The following is a 17,925-nucleotide window of genomic DNA, read 5'->3' on the forward strand; positions in this document are numbered from 1 at the left end:
CGTAAAATGTCCAAGGTCGGCATTTATGGCTCAGAGTTGGCGTTACATGCAGCTTCTTGTTTCCGAAACGCGTTGACTCGAGGACAGAGAACCACAAGAAATGCCCGAACCTGGCATTTTGCCAGAGTTGGCTTACGTGCAGCTTTCTGTTTTCCGAAACGCGTTTGGGCGTGGTGACCTAGAAAACATTTGTATTGCAAGTACAGCGAAAAAAACTGGAATAGAAAAATCTACCACCTAACATTAAGAACGCAATGTTAAGTGGTAGATTTGATGGTAGTTTTAATTTTTCTACATACTGTTTTTATAGAGTGGTTTGAATGCTTCAGAGTGGGCCTTGGCGACGTGGGTCTCCGCCACATAGCGGAAACGTGTTCAGCAAGGCTGAGGGCTACTGCGTAAGCAACTCTGGTCAAAAAAGTCAGACCCGGACTTTTCTGACCAGAGTTGCTTACGCTCCGCCCTCAAACCGCCTTGCTTCACACTCTACTCATTATAACTCTCAAACACCACCTGCTCCTCATCAATGGTCAGCTGACTGACCCCGCCATTGATCGGGTAATTATCCGTTGTGTCCACGCCCAGATAATCAGCCATTGTGCGGATCAAGGTGCCGTGCGACACTACCAGGACATTCTCGCCTGGTTCGCAGTGGTCGCGGAGTTGTTGGAAGCCTGCCTTCAAGCGGTCGATGACTTGGTCATAGGTTTCCGCCACGTGTGAGGGGTCAGCCTCGTTCATTGCCTTGCGGACTTCTTCTTGACCGCCGATGTCCATGAGGTCCTTTTGTGAGGACTTGCCGTAAGGTGCGGCAATGCCAGCCCAGATGTCGTCGGAGTTCAAGCCTTCAAAGAAACCGAAGTTGACCTCTCGAAATTCGGGCAAGTTGGCGGCCTCTTTAAGCGTGGATTGTAGTTGATTCGTGATTAAATTTCGTGTGTTAACGGCTCGACCCAGGTCGGATGAAAAGGCTCGGTCAAAAGCGATGTCGTTGAGTTTGTCAGCGGCCTGCTGGGCTTGCTGAATGCCCTCTTCAGTGAGGTCGGAGTCGATCCAGCCCTGCATCCGGTTGTAACTATTCAGCAGCGTACTGCCGTGACGCACTAAGTAAACGGTAAATGTGTTATCCATTTAAATGCCTCTTTTCTTAATAGGTTAAGGTTACCTATAGTTTGAATGAAATCGGTCTCAAAATCAAACCTTTGTCTGTAAAAAAACGGGTGAAAGTCCTATACTGGTCATAATAATGGAGGAGGTGTTTGTTTGAAACTAACATTTTCATTAGCTCAGATTGATATTGCTTTTGGGCAACCAGCAAAGAATTTTGCGAAAATTGAACAGTTTGTGAAACAAGCAGCCGACCAGGAAGCCGACATGGTCGTTTTTCCTGAAATGTGGAATACCGGCTACGACTTGATTCGATTGAATGACATTGCTGATCCAAACGGAGATCAAACAAAACATGTCTTAGCTGCTTTAGCACGTAAGTATAACATAATGATTCATGGTGGGTCGGTTTCCACCAAACGTGATGGAAAATTTTATAATTCCACATACATTTTTGACCAAGAAGGGCACCAAATCGCGGACTATGATAAGGTGCACTTGTTTGGGTTGATGGCTGAAGATGAGTATTTAGCAGCGGGCGACCATAAGGACCGCTTTGAAATTAAAGGGATCGCGGCAACCAGTGTCATTTGTTACGACATCCGGTTTCCAGAATGGTTGCGGACGCAGAGTTTAACGGATAGTCGCATTATTTTTGTGCCGGCTGAGTGGCCAACACCGCGACTGGAACAGTGGCGCAAACTGTTGGCGGCACGCGCAATCGAAAACCAGTCATTTGTCATCGGCGTGAACCGTGTGGGCAGTGACCCAGACAATCGATTTGGCGGCAGTTCGGTCGTTTACGATCCGTTAGGCAAGGAAGTGCTGCGGCTAAATGACCGTGAGCAGCTGGCCACGATCACGATTGAAACGGGGCAAACGGACAAGGTTCGCGGCAGTATGCCCGTTTTTGCGGACCGGCGACCTGATTTGTACGAGTAGTGCTAGTACTGGAATGTTACGGTTTAGTTTAGCGACGAGACCTAAAGTCAGCCTTAAGGGTCAACCATAACGAAATGGGACGTCTCGTGATATAATAGACTGTATTGATAACAGCTTATTGCGTTGTGACATTGAATGAGGAGGAATCTGCTACATGGCAAAAGTAGAAAGTTTTGAATTAGATCATACCAAGGTTAAGGCACCCTATGTTCGTTTGATTAAGGTGGAAAAGGGTCCTAGCGGCGATGAGATCTCAAACTTTGATCTGCGGTTAGTGCAACCTAACCAAAACGCCATTCCAACGGCGGGATTGCACACCATTGAACATTTGCTTGCCGGCCTGTTACGGGACCGGATGGACGGGGTCATTGACTGCTCACCGTTTGGCTGCCGGACCGGGTTCCATTTGATTACCTGGGGCACGCCCTCAACCACCGAAGTCGCTAAGGCATTGAAGAGTTCATTGGAACAAATTGCCAACGACATCAAGTGGGAAGACGTCCCAGGCACCACGATCGAATCATGCGGGAACTACAAGGATCACTCATTGTTCTCAGCTAAGGAATGGTCAAAACTGATCGTTAGCCAAGGCATCAGTGACGATCCATTTGTCCGCAACGTGGTGGACTAATATAGACACATACGAACAACTCTTGTGACACGAAATAACCTGTCATCGCCCATGTGGGTGATGGCAGGTTCTTTTTGCTGTTGTGCCTGATATTAAAGCGTTTCAAGGAGGTGCTGCAGCCACAACACGTAGTTGGATTCACGTTCGATCCCGCGGGAAAGTGTCAGAAAATGGCCATAGTGCGAATCAATGTCCGTTTGAGACTGGAACACAGTTTCCTTTCGGCTCTTGAGGTAGGTTACGCGGTTTTGACTGAGCGTGAGTTGTTGCGCTAATAGTGGCTTGAGGAGGGAGAATCGCTGGTTTTGATGAAGAAGAGTTTGAGCGCAAACAGGTCGGTATCTTTTTGCGTCAGCGGCTCACGCAGCCAGTCTAACAGGACGTCGTGACCGGTTGAAGTCAGCGCATAGTAGGTCTGATTGCGGTTGGCGTCAGGTTGCGTGTCTGGCGTGACCGTTGTAATCCAGCCGTCGTCTGTCATGCGCTGTAATTCAGGGTAGATCTGGGAATGAGAAGCCGTCCAGAAGTCACTGATCTCGTGCTTGAATTCTTGTACCATCTGATAACCAGAGAGGTGTTGCTTATCGTTAATAAGTCCCAGCAGGACATAGGGTAGTGTTCGTTTTTTTGGCATCGTAATCGCTCCAATTTCTCGTTACGTTTATTATGCCATTTTTTCGTAGGTCTTTGAAGCTACTTATTGAGCCGCTTGTAGTTGGCGTCGAAGTAACGTCCTTCACGGATGTCGTCGGTAATCCCGTCATAGGGTGCTTCAGCAATCACATCGTCGTTGTTTTGACCTGCATCGCCCATGTAGGTAATGGTGGCAAATTCAGGCACGACCAGCTTTGGATAGGTTGCGTACTTTTCACGTGATTCTTCCATGAGGTCAATGTGGTCATTCTGGAACGTGACGGTGATCTCTGGGTGTTCTTGAACCACTTTGGGAAGAAGATGGTGCCGTTCAGTTTCTTTTCGTTTGGGACGAAATCGAGGGCAACGTCGGTCCTAGTTGGCTCTGTCCAAGCAACTTTGTAGATGCCTTCAGTCAGCATCACAATGTTGGCTTCCTGGTCCTTGACCCAGCGGCCGGCAACCATGCCACCATGAATTCGATAATCTACCGTGTGGTCATTCTTTGCGTACCATTCGTATTCCCAGCCGTTATCGTAGGTGTAGATGAAGTGCGTGCCTAGGAAATCTTCTAGTGTTTTGAATGTTTTTGTCATGTTTTTTTGCTTCCTTTTTTGAGCTTTAATGTATGTGTCGTTATCGACACTTATTAGTATATGACGATAACGACATGTAGTCAAGAGTGGAATTTAATCTAATTATTTCAAAATTTGTTTTCAGTGAAATAACGATTCGTTAATCCCGTTATATCAGTATTTTGTCGCGCTTAATCAAATTAATGTTTAAAAAACTATTGACAAAGAAATGAGAAGTACTAGTATGAATTTATAAATTTACTAATTAAATTTTAATAAAAAACATCTTTTGATAAGAAGAGTAGCTATTGCTGATTGAAGAAAAGAGAGCCTGTGTTGGTGAAATCAGGTTTCAATTAAGATAGTGAAGATGAGCTTTGAATAGAAGTATCCGGTGTCCGCTGGGTACTCGGTAGGAACCGTTATTTTCCCAGATATTTATTTTAAAGTATCGTTGAGACATCTTAAGATGTGAAAGAGGGTGGTACCACGGTTAAATTCGTCCCTTACTGGTAATTAATGACGAGTGGAGATTTCCGTGGACAATCACCTAAAAAGCCTCTGCAGTTCATTAATGACTGTGGGGGCTTTTTTGTACAGGAAAAGTATTAATTTTAAGACAGTAATCTGATCAGTTACTGCTTGTGAGAAACAGTGAATGGATACTGAAAATAGCAAATGATAACTAATTAAAATTAGTAAAGGTTTGGAGGATATTGATATGGCAAAAGAAGCAGCATTACAAGAAGAGTTAAGTAAGATTGACGTTAATGAAAAATTATCCGCATGTCCAATCGATTTTTCGCGCAGTAAGGTGGCTAATCCTCGTGCAGGTCAAAAAAGTAAGGATTATGTGAGTGGTGAAACAAAATCTAATTTCAATGACCGAAAGAAATTTCAGCCCTATCAAGAACCGCAATTCAATCAGTTATTTACAGATGGCACTTTACCGGTGGAGGCTAATCGATATCGCTTAATTTGGTCGAGACATTGTCCTTGGGCTAACCGATTAGCAATTGCAATCGACCTATTGGGTTTAGATAATGTGATCTCCAAAGGCGTTGTTGATCCATTACGGCCTGCCGGAGTTGTTGGCGATTGGTTCTTTACTCTAGACGATGATGATGAAGATCCTGTACTGCATACTAAGTCCTTATCGGAAAGTTACCTCAAAGCAGATCCCAATTACACGTTAAGAACAACTGTTCCAGCATTGGTTGATGTTAAAACTGGAAAGGTTGTCAATAACAACTACAACACGTTAATTGATGAATTCAGTATTGCATGGCAGAGGTATCAGGATGAGGATGTACCGGATCTTTATCCAGAAGAATTAAGAGAAGATATTGACGCTTTAAACAAGATTATTTACACCGACGTTAATACAGCTGTCAATGAAGCGGGACTTGCACGTTCACAAGTTGATTATGAAAAATACTATAATCGTGTTTTTAACCGACTTGATTGGTTAGAGGGGAGACTTTCAAAGCAGCGGTATTTGTTTGGTTCAACAATTACGGATACAGATATCAGACTCTACGTGACGTTAGCTCGATTCGACGTTGTTTTCTATCAAAAGTATTACGTAAACAAGAAACGGTTAGTTGATTATCCAAATTTGTGGAACTATACGAAGGACCTTTATTCATTACCAGCATTTAAAAACAACACGGATTTTGATGCGATTAAAAAGCGCTTCTATCAAGTTGATCACACGCCGCAGTTTGATTTGCCTAGAATCATTCCTAATGGTCCTGATTTAAGTATTTGGACTGCCCCCAATGATCGAAATCGTTTTGAAGCATAATCTTAAGAGCTGACGTGTTAGGTACAGATATTCGGTAACGATGAATTCAAATAATATAACTAGGGTAAGTTATGGCTTGAAAAATAGGTGTTAAAAGCCATCTTTCAAACAAATAAACTGACACATATTATGGAGGGTGTTTGAATGTCAAATTTACAGCGTTTAACTAAATTGAATAAACAGGACTATGAACAGCAATGGGAAGACTGGCATAAAAAGCGTGAAGACGCGATTAAGACACCATATGGTTGGCTATCACTTAGAAGCATTGACTGGCTCGAAGATGGCAAAAGAATTGCTATCGATGGATTTCCCGGCCTTTGGGGACAGAATGGCAATGCTGTAACCTACTATCCAGAAGTAGGAAAAACGGTGACGAACCGCGACAAGATTATTTCTGAACCCAAGATCATTGTTGTTGATAATGTTGAAGATGTTAACGTTGAAGATTTTTATTATGAAGGTGTTAGAGCGCAACTGATCAAACGCATTGGATCGACCAAGAAGTTCGCTGTTCGCCAGCGGGATCCTGAATCCAAGTTCAGAAGAAACTTTAACGGCTTTCCCCATTTTGATCCAGACGAGAACTGGGTTTTGCCAGCACGGTATGAACCGTTAGATAACTGGTCAAATATTACTACTAAAGCAGTTACCGTAGGGTTGTCACACAATGAGACGCAAATTGGAAATCTTTATTTTAAATATCATGACAAGGATTATCGATTCGTTGTTTTTCAAGGCCATAATGATGATTCTGGCTGGCTAAAAAAAGATCCTGAAACCGGTGAAACACATTACTTAAATAATCGACAAAATACTGAAGGCATCGGCTTTATTCTCTTTAAGGATCAGAGCACGGGTAAACAAACCTATGGTGGCGGCCGAGTCCTTTCTATTGATATTTCCAATCCGGCCAAGGTTAATTCTGTGGATTTGAACACAGCCTTTAATTTGCCTTGTGCATATAGCTATTTTTGCACATGTCCATTTGCCCCTGAAGAAAATATTTTGCCATTTGCTGTGACATCTGGTGAAAAAACGCCTCATATCTACTAATCATTCGTGCTATTGGTTAGTTGATACGCACTAACTGTCAGGGGAAATTATGTTGCAATTTAAAAAAATTGAAAATGCAGATGTTGCTGAAAAGTTAACATCGTTGCTTCATCAGGCGTATGCAGCAGACGTCAGGTTGGGGATTCACTTTGCTGCATCATCTGTAACAGTAGAAAACGTTCGTAAGCATATCGAAAGTACGCCGACGTTCATTCTTGAAGATGATGACGGAACAATTGTCGCCACTACGTCGGTACGGTTACCTTGGTCGGATAATCCAAGCCCATTTGGTCTACCGCATCTAGCTGGGTTGCAACCAATCCCGATTATCAGCAACAAGGGTTTTCCAAACAGATAATAAGCTGGGTAGTTACCAACTATGTTAAGCCTGAACTATACACGCCAGCTGTCACAATTGGCACAGCGGCGGATCATCCCTGGCTGCTATCGTTTTATAAATCGCTAGGGTTTAAGGTGATCGACATCACTCAGAAACCTAACGCTCCTAGAGCCGCCTATCTCATTTCAATTTTTGATGAACATCGAACCAGACTAATCGATGATGCTTATTTACAAAAGACACTTTCAAAACAGGGGTTAAGCACATATTAGTAGAGTTCTTAGGAAAATATTTCGCCCCTCCATTGGGAAGGTTCCACATGGAGGAAAGCATAATGATGCAGCTAATCGCTGCATCGATAAATATAATACTGGAAAATCTAAGGTTTTAAATATACGTTGAAAAGGATGGAAGACATTTATGAAGAAAATTTGGATTAGTATTATTGGGGTCGTTGTCGTTATTGGATTAATTTTTCTAGGGTTCACGCAATTGAATAAATCGACAGCAAGTAGCAGTTCTAGTAAGAAAACAATTACGATTGGGACAACTGGAACGAGTTTTCCAACGTCGTACAAAAAAGGAAATAAACTTGTTGGCTTCGATGTTGACTTGATTAACAAAGCTGCAAAAGACTTAGGGTATAAGACTAAGTGGGTTACAGGTGAGTATGATGGTCTTCTTGAGGATCTTGATCAAAGCAAGGTTGATACGGTTGCTAATGATGTTGCCATTACGCCTGAACGGGAACAAAAATATACATTTAGTACACCCTATAATATTGAAGAAACAGCGATTGCTGTTAACAAAAATTCGTCTTTTAAAACGATTCATGATTTGGATGGGAAAACAGTATCCACAGGCGCAGCTCTAATAACACTGATAATTTGAAGAAATATGATCCCAAAATCAAATTGAAGACGTTTGATGCTCGTGACGAATTTTATGAAGCGCTGTTGGCTGGTCATGTTGACGGAACTGTTGATACGCGGAATAACTTGAATGCTATCATTAAAGCCAAGGGTTACAAATGGCGCGTTGTTAGTGGTACTGCCGCAACCGTTAAAATAGCTTTACCATTTTTGAAGAATGCGCATGGTAAGAAATTAAACAAGGAATTTAGTAAGGAAATTACTAAATTGAAGAATAATGGGACCGTCAGCAAATTATCAGAAAAGTACTTCGGATACGATGTAACTAAGACTGAAAAATAGGAGGTGGCGCTATGACAGACTATCAGGGGTTAACAACTCTCAGTAAAAAGGAATATCTTCAACATTGGAAAGAGTGGCATTCAAAACGAGAAGATGCCTTAAAGGCGCCATATGGATGGTTATCCTTGAGAAGCATTGATTGGCTGGAAGATGGAAAGACCATCAAACTCGCTGGTTTTCCTGGTTCTTGGGCACAGGATGATAATACAGTTACCTATTATCCTGAGGCAGATAAAGAAGTAACAAATCGAGGAGAAGTCCTTACGAAACCGAAAGTTATTGTCGTAGAAAACGTTGAAGATGTTAATGTTGAGGATTTTTACTTTGAAGGCGTTAGAGCACAGCTCATTAAGCGATTAGGATCAACAAAAAAGTTTGCTGTGCGGCAACGAGATCCGAACTCGAAATTTCGCCACGATTTTGCCGGCCTAAAGCATTTTGATCCTGATGAAAATTGGGTATTCCCGGCAAAATATGTACCGCTGACTGAATGGAAGGATGTTAAAACAGCAGCGGTTCTATCTGAACTATCGCATAATGAAACGCAAATAGGCGATTTGATTTTTGAATACGATGGTCATGAGTATGATTTCGTAGTGTTTCAAGGACATAATGATGATTCGGGGTTAACTGTAAAAGACCCTAAGACGGGGAAACACACTATTTAAACAATCGTCAACATAGAGAAAATGTCGGACTGATTTTGTTTAAAGATAAAACTAACGGTAATGACACATATGGTGGCGGGCGACGCTTAAAGCTAGATATCTCAGATCCAGAAAAATTTGATCACGTTGACTTTAATACCGCTGCTAATTATCCATGTGCGTTGAGTTACTTCTGTACCTGTCCATTCCCACCGGAACAAAATACGTTGCCATTTGAGGTTACGGCGGGAGAGAAAACACCGACTGTTTATTAGGATTAAGAATTAACAGGATTATATAGATTAGTGATTTTAAAGTTAAACACAAAAAGAACCGGTTAATTAAATCCGGTCCTTTTTGTGTTTTTTACGATTATCAGTTTGTAGGTCATAATTCATCCAGTAATCGCAGTGCATTCCGTTCAAAGTACTTTACACCTACCCTAATCAAAGCATCATCTGCTTTAAAATAAGGGTTATGAGCGCTGATTGTTTCACCGTTTCCGATATTGGCGTATACGCCAGGTATCCTTTCTTGGTAACAGGAAAAATCATCGCTGCCTAAGCGCTGTTCCTGTTCATAGACAGTTGCGAACTTGCTGGATTCATCACGCACGATTGCAGTAAGCTTAGCATCGTTATTAACGGATGGATCACCATCATACCAATCAATATCAGCAGCAACCTGATAAGCTTTTGCAGTGTAGTTAACAATGTCTAGAAAACGAGTTTTGATCAATTGGCGTAGTTGTTTGCTGGCGGTGCGAACAGTGCCTTCAAAGAAAGCTGTGTCCGGTAGAATATTCCAGGTGTTGCCCGCAGAAACGTGGGTAATACTTAACACACCTGCTTGAAATGCATCTAGGTTTCGACTTGCAATGCTTTGCAGCGCGTTTATTTCAGCACCTAAGGCAACAATCGGATCTTGACCCTTGTCAGGTGTGGAGGCATGCGTGCCAACGCCGTGAAGTGTCACTTTAAATTTATCAATTGCGCCATTGGTGATGCCTGCTCGAATACCAATATGATCAACGGGATAATTAGGGGTATTGTGAAAACCTAAAATTGCATCCACATCATCAATTTGGCCATCGTTGATTACTTGTAAAGCACCCTCGTTATCTTCCTCAGATAACTGAAATATGAGTTTAACACGTCCTTTTAAATCACGTTCTTGTTGCTTCAATAGGTAAGCAGCTCCTAGCAGCGAGGCCATGTGGGTGTCGTGTCCACATGCGTGCATAACACCAGCATTTTTAGAACTGAAGGCCACACCAGACTTTTCTTGAATCGGGAGCGCGTCAATGTCAGCTCTTAGGGCAATTGTAGGACCGTCAGAATGACCGATTTCTGCAAATACGCCCGTTGCTAATTGGGTAGGTAAAATAGTGATTTCCCAATCGGTAAGTATCTTGGTGATTGTTTTTGTCGTATTAAATTCATGATCTGCCAATTCTGGGTGCTCATGAAAGTAGTGGCGATAGAAAACAAGTCGCTTTTCTAATTCCTCTTTCGATAGCATTGTCATGCATTAAGCCTCCAAATAATTAGAAGTGAATTTCATGTTCTGTTGGTCGGTTCTCTAAGAAAGCAAGGGTGTCATCAAGAGATTCCACGACCATGTTTCTAACGGCATGATCAGTGAAGAAGCCAATGTGCGGAGTTAGTAGCAAATTTGGAATTTGCTTTAGTTCGTTATACAACGGCACAGGTGTTTCATCAGCAAACTTTTGATTAAATACCTGGGTTTCGTTTTCAACGACGTCCAACCCGCCACCGGCAAACTGGTGTCCAAAAGTGCATCACGAAAAGCAACAGTGTCAATGACATGACCGCGTGAATCGTTGATGAAGAAGGCACTTGGTTTCAGTTTAGCAAATTCATCTTTGCCCACTAGGTGATGATTCTTTTCGCTGTAATAAACATGAACCGTCACAACATCGGCAATTCGATAAATTTCGTCCTTCGTGGTGTATCTTAGGACACCCTTTAGATCTTCACGAGGTTTAGTGATGTCATTCCCCAAAACAGTGGCGCCTAAAGCATGAAAAATACGTGCTACCGCGCTACCGATTCGACCAACACCAATAATGCCAATTGTTAGTTCAGATAATTCACGAGACCGTAAACCATCAACGACATAGTTATTATCTTGAAAACGGGCCCGGAATTCTGGGATGTGACGAATCAGCTGCATTGCTTGGGTCAGTACTAGTTCAGCGACAGCTCGAGGTGAGTAGGATGGCACATTAGAGACACGAATACCATTCGCCTTTGCCCAATCTAGGTTTAGGGTGTCAATACCTGCAGAACGAGCCGATAGCTGCGAGATGCCGTAAGCGTGTAATTTTTCATATAAGTCTGGTTTGTCAGTGATTAAACTGCGTTGCTTAAAATCAACACCGTCATACCCCTTGGCTAGTGCCACTGTATCGTCATGTAATTCCTCAGTCACGCTGTCAACTTGGATATGGTGTTCTCTTACCCATTCATCAATAAAGGGTTGCTCATCGTCACGGACATGGTAGGCCAGAATTTTTGTCATCATCATTTCTCCAATCAAATTATAAAATATTATCTAATAATATTTTAATCTATTTTTCATATAAAAGCCCCATTTTACAAAATAAAAACGTCCAAATTTAGTGAGCTAAACCGGGCGTTTTATAGTTTTCTGAATGGGTGGTCAGATGGTGTGGTAACTATACTGACCATTTACTGGTATCGGGACCTGAAGGCAGTACGTGCGCAAAATCATGAACATCAACGCTTCCCTGAATGAAGTGTTGTTTGATAGCTTTAAAATTAGTGTTGTTTTTGAAAGCTGGTAAGGCGTAACACTGCTTTGCATATCGCCAGAGATTTGGAAAATCTTCAAGTCGGTTTTGATTTAATTTATTTTGGAAATAGAAAACAAGATCGAAGCGGATGAGGCGGGCAAACAAAAGTAAATCAGAAATCGTGACCGTATCACCAAGTAAGAAATCTTGATCTGATAAGAGATTATCGAATTCCGACAGTTGATTAAAAAATTGAATTGATAGTTTATCATATTCTGCCTGACTTTTGACAGCACCAATTGTATTAATGACATGTGATAAGTTATCAATAATCTTTTGATAATATTCGAGTATTTGCGTTTGTTTGTTTTTAGGGAAAACATCAGGCGCGTCTGCTGCTTCATAGGCTGTCCAAGTTGTGGCGAGTTCTGTCAAAAGGATACCGGAATCGTTATTAACGGCTTTACCAGTTTTGATATCAACCAGTGTTGGCACCGCTGCCCGATCATTAAAGGTAGAATCTGCGTTTCGATAAAGATTAGACAGTCGATTTGTCTTTAAAATTGGGTCTTCATCTGCGTCCTTTTCTCCAAAAAACCAGTCGTTGTCAATACCAGAATGTCGTAATGGGAATACCGGGCTTTTAGCAATCACAGTATCCAGGCCAAGAAGATCAATCAGCATTGAGACGGGAGTCGCCCAGGGACAGAAGTCCCCAAACTAATGTGTAGCAATTTGGTTCAACAGGTAATTCACCCGTTGAAAAGCGTTTATTGTAGACATTTTTCTTATTTGCTGCTGGTTGCCAAGCACAGGCAGCAGCTTTGAGAGATTCGCTCATTAACGTTACTTCCTTTTATTTATATTGATAGTATTAGCTGTGAGAAGCATCTATACCAGAGAAGTATTTCTTTGATAATTTACTAAGTGTGCCATCTTTTCTAAGTTCAACGACGGCTTTGTTGAATTTCTTCTGGAGTGCCTTACCGTGTGAGTCCTTCGCAAAGGTAAATGCGATATTTTCGTTGGCATAAGAACCCTTTAATAATTTAAGCGGTAAGTTCTTTTGCTTGATGACAGCCGCAATAATGGTTCCAGAATTGGAGTAACCATCAGTTTTGCCATCAATCACAGAGTTCAAGACGGTATCACGATCATCGTAAGTTTTAATTTTGATTTTAGGATTAAATTTCTTGAGGGCAGTGATTTGGTTTGAACCAGCTGTTTCGGCAATTGTTTTGCCACTAAGTTGATTGATGTTCGTGAGCTTGGAATTCTTCTGAACAGTCACCTGATACTTGAAGTAGGCGTATGGTTTTGAAAAGTAAAATTGCTTTTCTCGTTCTGGTGTAATCGCTGTTGTACTGGCAATTAAATCAGCTTTACCACTTGATACTTGTCCAAAGAGACCGTCAAAACTTGTTGTTGTAAATTTAACTTTGTAACCAAGTTTCTTTGCGGCAGCTCGGGCAACATCGACATCGAATCCAGTTAACTTCCCCTTTGATTTGTAAGAGCTAGGATAACTGACTCCGGTTGTGGCAACAGTCACAGTTTTTTGACTGTTGTTCGACGCCTTTTTTGAACTGGAACTTGATGAACAGCCAGCTAGTATTAACCCTAAGCTAAACACGAGTACTAATGATCCGATTAATTTATTTTTCTTCATTTTATTGCTCCCCTAAATCATAGTTGTATTTTTGTTGTGTGAGACGGCAAATCTAAGGCTATTTTTGGAGACCGCAATATCTCTTAAAGGGTCCCTATTTTTGAGAAGCATCCAATCCCGAGAAGTATTGTTTTGAAATCTTGGCAATCTTTCCCTGACGTTGTAATTTATCAATTGCAGTATTGAATTTCTTTGCTAGCTTTTTACCAGCAGCGTTTTTAGCAAAAGCAAAGCCAACTTTTTGTGAATCAAAGCGACCTTTGAGAATCTTAAGCGGGAGATTCTTTTGTTTGATGGTCGACGCTAGAATTGCACTAGAATGACAATAGCCATCAACCTGCCCAGTTGTAACAGCGTTGATGGCCGAATCACGATCATCAAACGTCCGTAATTTAATTTTCGGGTTTAGCGCCTTAATTGCTTCAATTTGATTAGACCCGGTAACAACGGCAAGCGTTTTTCCACTAAGCTGATTGATGTTTGTCAGTTTTGATTTTTTGCTTACAGCAATTGCATAAGTAAAATACCCATATGGTTTGCTGAAGTAATATTGTCTTTCACGTTGCGGTGTAATGGACACCATATTGGCGACAGCATCGACTTTGCCACTAGAAAGTTGACCAAAGAGGCCGTCAAAACTAGTTGTTTTAAATTTGGCGGTGTAACCAATTTTCTTTGCGGCGGCCGTTGCAACATCAACGTCAAACCCTGTCAACTTACCATTGGACTTGTAAGAAGTCGGGTAGCTCACACCCGTCGTCGCAAAGGTGACTATTTTTTTACTGCTATTGCTTGACGATTTGTTCCCAGAATTAGACGCACATCCAGCCAATACCAGTACTAGACTGAGTAAAACAACTATTGATCCGATTAATCTATTCTTCTTCAATTTGAACAATCCTTTATAAGTTATTTGCTTCGGCCAACACATCATCGATTTTTTCAGAAATACTGCCTAGGTCCTTTGAAGAGTCGGTCCAGTCGGTTAACTGGTCGCGCGTGAAGTTCTGTTTCACGTCGGGTTGCTTATATAAAACGTCCAAGAAGTTTTCGTGTTGTTCAATGGCTTCCATGGCACTGTTGTAAACAAGCTCGTGGGCTGATTGTTTGCCAATAACTGTGCCCAGATTAAACATAATGTGTTCGGCAAAAGGCAGGCCGTTTTGGAGGTTAACGTTGCGCAACATTTGGTCGGTATTAACTTGGAAATCCTTAATGATCGTGGCCGTCAAAGTTAACTGTGTATCTAAGTGGTTGGTGATTTCTGGTAATGCAACCCATTCATTGCGCCAGTGCATCGAGTCGCGTTCGGAGTCAATGATCATCGTTTCTAACATCAAGTCGGCATCCTTAATAATTGGTTGCGTAAGTGCTGCTAAACTTTCAATCAAAGCTGGATTTCGTTTTTGAGGCATCGTTGAAGAGCCAATTTCACCTTTTTTAAACGGTTCGTGAATTTCATCGACTTCAGTTTTCATCAGATTGAATAATTCATGGCCGATTTTTCCGAGTGTTCCTGAATAGATGCCTATAACGGTCGCAAATTCAGCTAATCGGTCACGTGATGATTGCCAAGAAATTGTGGGCACATCTAAGTCTAGATCCGCAAGCACTTTCTTTTCAATTTCTGGTCCTTTTGACCCAAATGCTGCATATGTTCCGATGGCACCGTTAATGTTCCCGACGAAAGTGTGCCGGTCGTTTAATGCAACTAACCGACGATGGTCGCGAACGAGCTCATCTAACCAAACGGCTAATTTAAACCCAAAGGTCGTTGGAATAGCCTGAATACCATGTGTTCGACCAATTTCAATTGTGTTACGATAACGATTTGTCTGCACTTTTAAGATGTCGATGAGTGTCTTGCTGTCTTTAAGTAAGATTGCATAAGCTTGTTTAACTTGAAGAATCGTGCCGGTATCGACAATGTCCTGGGTTGTGACCCCGAAGTGAACGTATTCGCCAGCTTCATCACCAGCCAAGGCTTGAAGTCGATGCACAAGTGCAATTAATGAATGGCGCTTTTCGCGTGTTTCTTTGTCTAAATCGTCGATGTTGAAATTTTCAAACTTTGCAATCGAGACAATTTTATCGGCTGCGGTTCGGGGGATAACATTCAGTTGACCCTCAATTTTGGATAGTGAGGCTTCTACTTTGATTTGACTCTTAATCTTGTTTTCATCACTCCAGATTGATCGGACGGCAGGAGTACTGAAGTTACCTTGAAGTAATGTTGAATCTAATACGTCGGTCAATGAAATTCCTACTCTCTATATTGTTTTAAGTATGTGATTAATTGATTGATACCTGAAGATAGGGTTGCTTTATCAGCAACGAGACTAATTCTAAGATAGCCTTGACCCGCCTCGCCAAATGCACTACCTGGGACAACGGCAACGTGAGCGTTATTTAAAAGTGACTTAGCAAATTGTTTATCATCCGTGATAGTTTCTGGCAGTTGCAGCCAAACGAAAAAAGTTCCTGATGATTGGCTAACGCTGAAATGGTGAGCCTCTAATAGTTGAATCACTGTATTGCGTCGTTCCAAATAAGTGTCACGAAGTTGTTTTCGTTCCTTGATTTGAGTGTCAAGTGCATACTCGCTTGCGTCTTGAACAACGCCAAAAGTACCACCGACAGAATTTTGAATGTAAGCTTTCAGCAACTTAATAATTGAGGCGTTACCCACCGCAAAAGCACTGCGCCAACCAGCCATATTAAATGTTTTAGAGAGGGTATAGATCTCAATACCGGTTTCTTTAGCTCGCTTGCTTTGGAGAAAGCTAGGCGCTTGATGTTCGAAAGAAATATCAGCGTATGAAAAGTCATGAACAATTGCAATGTGATTATCCAGCCCGAATTGAACTACTCTGTCAAAAAGATCTTGCGTGGCGCCAGCTCCAGTTGGGTTATGTGGATAGTTGAGAAACATTAATTGCGAGCGGTCTCTAATAGTCTGCGGAATATTTTCGAGGTCCGGTAAATAATTGTTCTTTTCCAACAAAGGCATTTGCCATTCTTCGGCACCACTCATTGTGATGCCGATGTGGTAACCAAAAAACGCAGGCGTTGGTGTTAGAACGACACCCTCTGGATCAGCAAGGGCCATTGGCAAGGCAGTTAAAGCAGCTGCAGAACCGCTAAAAACTGTAATTTCATCATCTTCAAGAGCAACCTGATATTCACGTTGGTAAAAGTGTTTAATTGATGTCTTTAAAGCCGGTTTACCGCCATATGGCGGGTAACATGATTGGCTTTGTTGTCTAGGGCTGTTTTTGCTGCTTGGACGACGGGCATAAAAGTGGGTAAATCTGGATTACCACGACCCAGATTCAACACTTCAATGCCCGCTTTTTTTAATTGATTGATATTAGCCTGTTGAATGGCTAAATATTTTTCACCCACGCTCTGCAGACGACGTGACGCGTTGAATTCCATCGGAGTGGACGCCTCCTTCTAATGAATTGATGGCATCGACAACCTCGGCTTCAGTTAAGTGATCATATACTGTTTGAATTCTGACGTTATCTTTAGCAACCATATCGCGGGCAATGGTATGAATTTCGTCTGTGTTGACGGTGAGTCCCAAATCACTTGGTTTTGTTGGTAAGCCAATACCTATGTAAAACTTGGTGAGTTCCTGCAAGTCATCAGTTTCTTGTTCAATTGCAAGTTGTACCAAAACACCAAGTGCTACGATTTCACCGTGAGTCTTGGTTGGATGATGATTAACTTTTAGATAACCATTATGGAAACTATGGGCGGCAACGCTTCGCCCACGAGTTGAAGCAAAACCATCCACGGAGGCAGCAACTAGAAAAATCGTGTCTAATAGATTCTTAAAAGTGTCATCATCAATTGCGTTGAGGTTTTTGATAACCAGTGTCCGTTCTTTTGAGACCTCAATTGTCCGCCTGGCAATATCGAGAATTGCTCCGGCAGCTTCAGGGACGTTTAACCGTCGACGAATCTCGTACCATTTGGCGAGAGTATCGCCAATACCTGATAGCAAATAGTTAGTTGGAGAATGTCTCAGTAAGGTCGGGTCGACCAGTACTAAGGTCACAGCTTGTGGATGGCGTTCTCGACCAATTAATTCGTGCTTTGTTTCAGAATAGACCATACTCTTAGTCGTAATAGAAGCACAGTTAGAAGGCACGGTTGGAATGTTAATGAGATCAATTGTCTTTACGTCGGCAACATTTTTTGCGGTATCAAGCAATTGGCCGCCTCCAAGCGCGACCAACACATCTGAATTAGTGATTTCGGATTCAACTCGTTCAGCTTCAGGGTAAGTGCAGTTGCCGTTAAAAATAATCGTCTTGTGTTTTTCAAAGAAATGGTCTGGTACATAGGGTGAGACGGCTTCGATAACTGCTAGATCAGTTAAAATTACTGGGCTTTTGTAATGCTTTTCAATAATGATTTCATCTAATTGTTTCAGGATCCCGGGTTCGTTAACGTACTCCACGGGACTTAATCGAACTGGTTGCCAAGTCATAGAAAAACCTCCTGATTGCATGTT

Annotated in this window: 20 protein-coding genes, 3 pseudogenes and 1 other annotated feature; of the genes and pseudogenes, 9 read left to right on the plus strand and 14 right to left on the minus strand. The window is 42.0% G+C overall.

Annotation, left to right across the window (positions count from 1 at the left end; genetic code table 11):
* Positions 1 to 486: 486 nt before the first annotated feature.
* Positions 487 to 1,131 carry a histidine phosphatase family protein gene (locus JCM11969_RS10885; RefSeq protein WP_054711210.1) on the minus strand — a complete coding sequence of 215 codons (645 nt, stop codon included), beginning with the start codon at positions 1,129 to 1,131 and terminating at the stop codon, positions 487 to 489.
* A gap of 132 nt (positions 1,132 to 1,263) precedes the next feature.
* Here JCM11969_RS10885 and JCM11969_RS10890 point away from each other — a divergent pair, with 132 nt between their 5' ends.
* Positions 1,264 to 2,049, plus strand: a complete 786-nt coding sequence (locus JCM11969_RS10890; RefSeq protein ID WP_054711212.1) for a carbon-nitrogen family hydrolase — start codon at positions 1,264 to 1,266, stop codon at positions 2,047 to 2,049.
* A gap of 154 nt (positions 2,050 to 2,203) precedes the next feature.
* On the plus strand, positions 2,204 to 2,680 hold the full coding sequence (locus JCM11969_RS10895; protein WP_054711214.1) for an S-ribosylhomocysteine lyase: 477 nt from the start codon (positions 2,204 to 2,206) through the stop codon (positions 2,678 to 2,680).
* 92 nt (positions 2,681 to 2,772) lie between these two features.
* Here the strand turns inward: JCM11969_RS10895 and JCM11969_RS20450 are convergent.
* The 3 genes and pseudogenes from JCM11969_RS20450 to JCM11969_RS10910 all read right to left on the minus strand — a co-directional run.
* A pseudogene (locus tag JCM11969_RS20450) lies at positions 2,773 to 2,904 on the minus strand (PadR family transcriptional regulator); the annotation flags it as partial.
* A gap of 47 nt (positions 2,905 to 2,951) precedes the next feature.
* On the minus strand, positions 2,952 to 3,314 hold the full coding sequence (locus tag JCM11969_RS10905) for a PadR family transcriptional regulator (protein WP_054711218.1): 363 nt from the start codon (positions 3,312 to 3,314) through the stop codon (positions 2,952 to 2,954).
* Between the two features lie 59 nt (positions 3,315 to 3,373).
* Positions 3,374 to 3,909 (minus strand): annotated as a pseudogene (locus JCM11969_RS10910) (phenolic acid decarboxylase).
* A 259-nt stretch (positions 3,910 to 4,168) separates the two neighbouring features.
* Positions 4,169 to 4,398: a binding site (T-box leader), on the plus strand.
* A gap of 211 nt (positions 4,399 to 4,609) precedes the next feature.
* Here JCM11969_RS10910 and JCM11969_RS10915 point away from each other — a divergent pair.
* The 7 genes and pseudogenes from JCM11969_RS10915 to JCM11969_RS19950 form a co-directional block, all read left to right on the plus strand.
* Positions 4,610 to 5,695, plus strand: coding sequence for a glutathione S-transferase C-terminal domain-containing protein (locus tag JCM11969_RS10915; protein ID WP_054711221.1), 1,086 nt, complete (start codon positions 4,610 to 4,612; stop codon positions 5,693 to 5,695).
* A 144-nt stretch (positions 5,696 to 5,839) separates the two neighbouring features.
* Positions 5,840 to 6,751 carry a DUF1684 domain-containing protein gene (locus JCM11969_RS10920; RefSeq protein WP_054711224.1) on the plus strand — a complete coding sequence of 304 codons (912 nt, stop codon included), beginning with the start codon at positions 5,840 to 5,842 and terminating at the stop codon, positions 6,749 to 6,751.
* Positions 6,752 to 6,800: 49 nt separating this feature from the next.
* Positions 6,801 to 7,109: a hypothetical protein gene (locus tag JCM11969_RS17795; protein ID WP_156319342.1), complete on the plus strand. Its 309-nt coding sequence runs from the start codon at positions 6,801 to 6,803 to the stop codon at positions 7,107 to 7,109.
* Positions 7,110 to 7,511: 402 nt separating this feature from the next.
* Positions 7,512 to 7,982, plus strand: coding sequence for a transporter substrate-binding domain-containing protein (locus JCM11969_RS20750; RefSeq protein WP_439709745.1), 471 nt, complete (start codon positions 7,512 to 7,514; stop codon positions 7,980 to 7,982).
* The gene (locus tag JCM11969_RS20755) at positions 7,979 to 8,305 is read left to right on the plus strand and encodes a type 2 periplasmic-binding domain-containing protein (protein WP_404814670.1); all 327 of its coding nucleotides are present in this window, start codon (positions 7,979 to 7,981) and stop codon (positions 8,303 to 8,305) included. Before JCM11969_RS20750 ends, JCM11969_RS20755 begins: the two co-directional genes overlap by 4 nt.
* A gap of 11 nt (positions 8,306 to 8,316) precedes the next feature.
* On the plus strand, positions 8,317 to 8,973 hold the full coding sequence (locus JCM11969_RS10935; RefSeq protein ID WP_054711226.1) for a DUF1684 domain-containing protein: 657 nt from the start codon (positions 8,317 to 8,319) through the stop codon (positions 8,971 to 8,973).
* A gap of 23 nt (positions 8,974 to 8,996) precedes the next feature.
* Positions 8,997 to 9,227 (plus strand): annotated as a pseudogene (locus tag JCM11969_RS19950) (DUF1684 domain-containing protein); the annotation flags it as partial.
* 112 nt (positions 9,228 to 9,339) lie between these two features.
* Here the strand turns inward: JCM11969_RS19950 and JCM11969_RS10940 are convergent.
* The 10 genes from JCM11969_RS10940 to JCM11969_RS10975 all read right to left on the minus strand — a co-directional run bounded on the left by JCM11969_RS10940 (position 9,340) and on the right by JCM11969_RS10975 (position 17,901).
* Positions 9,340 to 10,479, minus strand: a complete 1,140-nt coding sequence (locus JCM11969_RS10940; RefSeq protein WP_054711228.1) for an amidohydrolase — start codon at positions 10,477 to 10,479, stop codon at positions 9,340 to 9,342.
* Positions 10,480 to 10,638: 159 nt separating this feature from the next.
* On the minus strand, positions 10,639 to 11,502 hold the full coding sequence (locus tag JCM11969_RS10945; RefSeq protein ID WP_369523228.1) for an NAD(P)-dependent oxidoreductase: 864 nt from the start codon (positions 11,500 to 11,502) through the stop codon (positions 10,639 to 10,641).
* 151 nt (positions 11,503 to 11,653) lie between these two features.
* Positions 11,654 to 12,415: a glutathione S-transferase C-terminal domain-containing protein gene (locus JCM11969_RS10950; RefSeq protein WP_156319343.1), complete on the minus strand. Its 762-nt coding sequence runs from the start codon at positions 12,413 to 12,415 to the stop codon at positions 11,654 to 11,656.
* The gene (locus JCM11969_RS17800; protein ID WP_156319344.1) at positions 12,405 to 12,572 is read right to left on the minus strand and encodes a hypothetical protein; all 168 of its coding nucleotides are present in this window, start codon (positions 12,570 to 12,572) and stop codon (positions 12,405 to 12,407) included. The genes JCM11969_RS10950 and JCM11969_RS17800 overlap by 11 nt, the downstream gene beginning before the upstream one ends.
* 33 nt (positions 12,573 to 12,605) lie before the next feature.
* Positions 12,606 to 13,400: a transporter substrate-binding domain-containing protein gene (locus tag JCM11969_RS10955; RefSeq protein WP_054711230.1), complete on the minus strand. Its 795-nt coding sequence runs from the start codon at positions 13,398 to 13,400 to the stop codon at positions 12,606 to 12,608.
* Between the two features lie 94 nt (positions 13,401 to 13,494).
* On the minus strand, positions 13,495 to 14,289 hold the full coding sequence (locus JCM11969_RS10960; RefSeq protein WP_082409313.1) for a transporter substrate-binding domain-containing protein: 795 nt from the start codon (positions 14,287 to 14,289) through the stop codon (positions 13,495 to 13,497).
* A 13-nt stretch (positions 14,290 to 14,302) separates the two neighbouring features.
* Positions 14,303 to 15,655, minus strand: coding sequence for a class-II fumarase/aspartase family protein (locus JCM11969_RS10965; protein WP_054711235.1), 1,353 nt, complete (start codon positions 15,653 to 15,655; stop codon positions 14,303 to 14,305).
* An 8-nt stretch (positions 15,656 to 15,663) separates the two neighbouring features.
* Positions 15,664 to 16,605, minus strand: coding sequence for an aminotransferase class I/II-fold pyridoxal phosphate-dependent enzyme (locus tag JCM11969_RS10970; RefSeq protein WP_225353254.1), 942 nt, complete (start codon positions 16,603 to 16,605; stop codon positions 15,664 to 15,666).
* 8 nt (positions 16,606 to 16,613) lie between these two features.
* On the minus strand, positions 16,614 to 16,838 hold the full coding sequence (locus JCM11969_RS19140) for a hypothetical protein (RefSeq protein WP_225353253.1): 225 nt from the start codon (positions 16,836 to 16,838) through the stop codon (positions 16,614 to 16,616).
* The gene (locus JCM11969_RS10975; protein WP_054711237.1) at positions 16,798 to 17,901 is read right to left on the minus strand and encodes an iron-containing alcohol dehydrogenase family protein; all 1,104 of its coding nucleotides are present in this window, start codon (positions 17,899 to 17,901) and stop codon (positions 16,798 to 16,800) included. The genes JCM11969_RS19140 and JCM11969_RS10975 overlap by 41 nt, the downstream gene beginning before the upstream one ends.
* Positions 17,902 to 17,925: the final 24 nt, after the last annotated feature.

The sequence above is a fragment of the Secundilactobacillus paracollinoides DSM 15502 = JCM 11969 genome (genome assembly GCF_001311135.1).
GTDB lineage: Bacteria > Bacillota > Bacilli > Lactobacillales > Lactobacillaceae > Secundilactobacillus > Secundilactobacillus paracollinoides.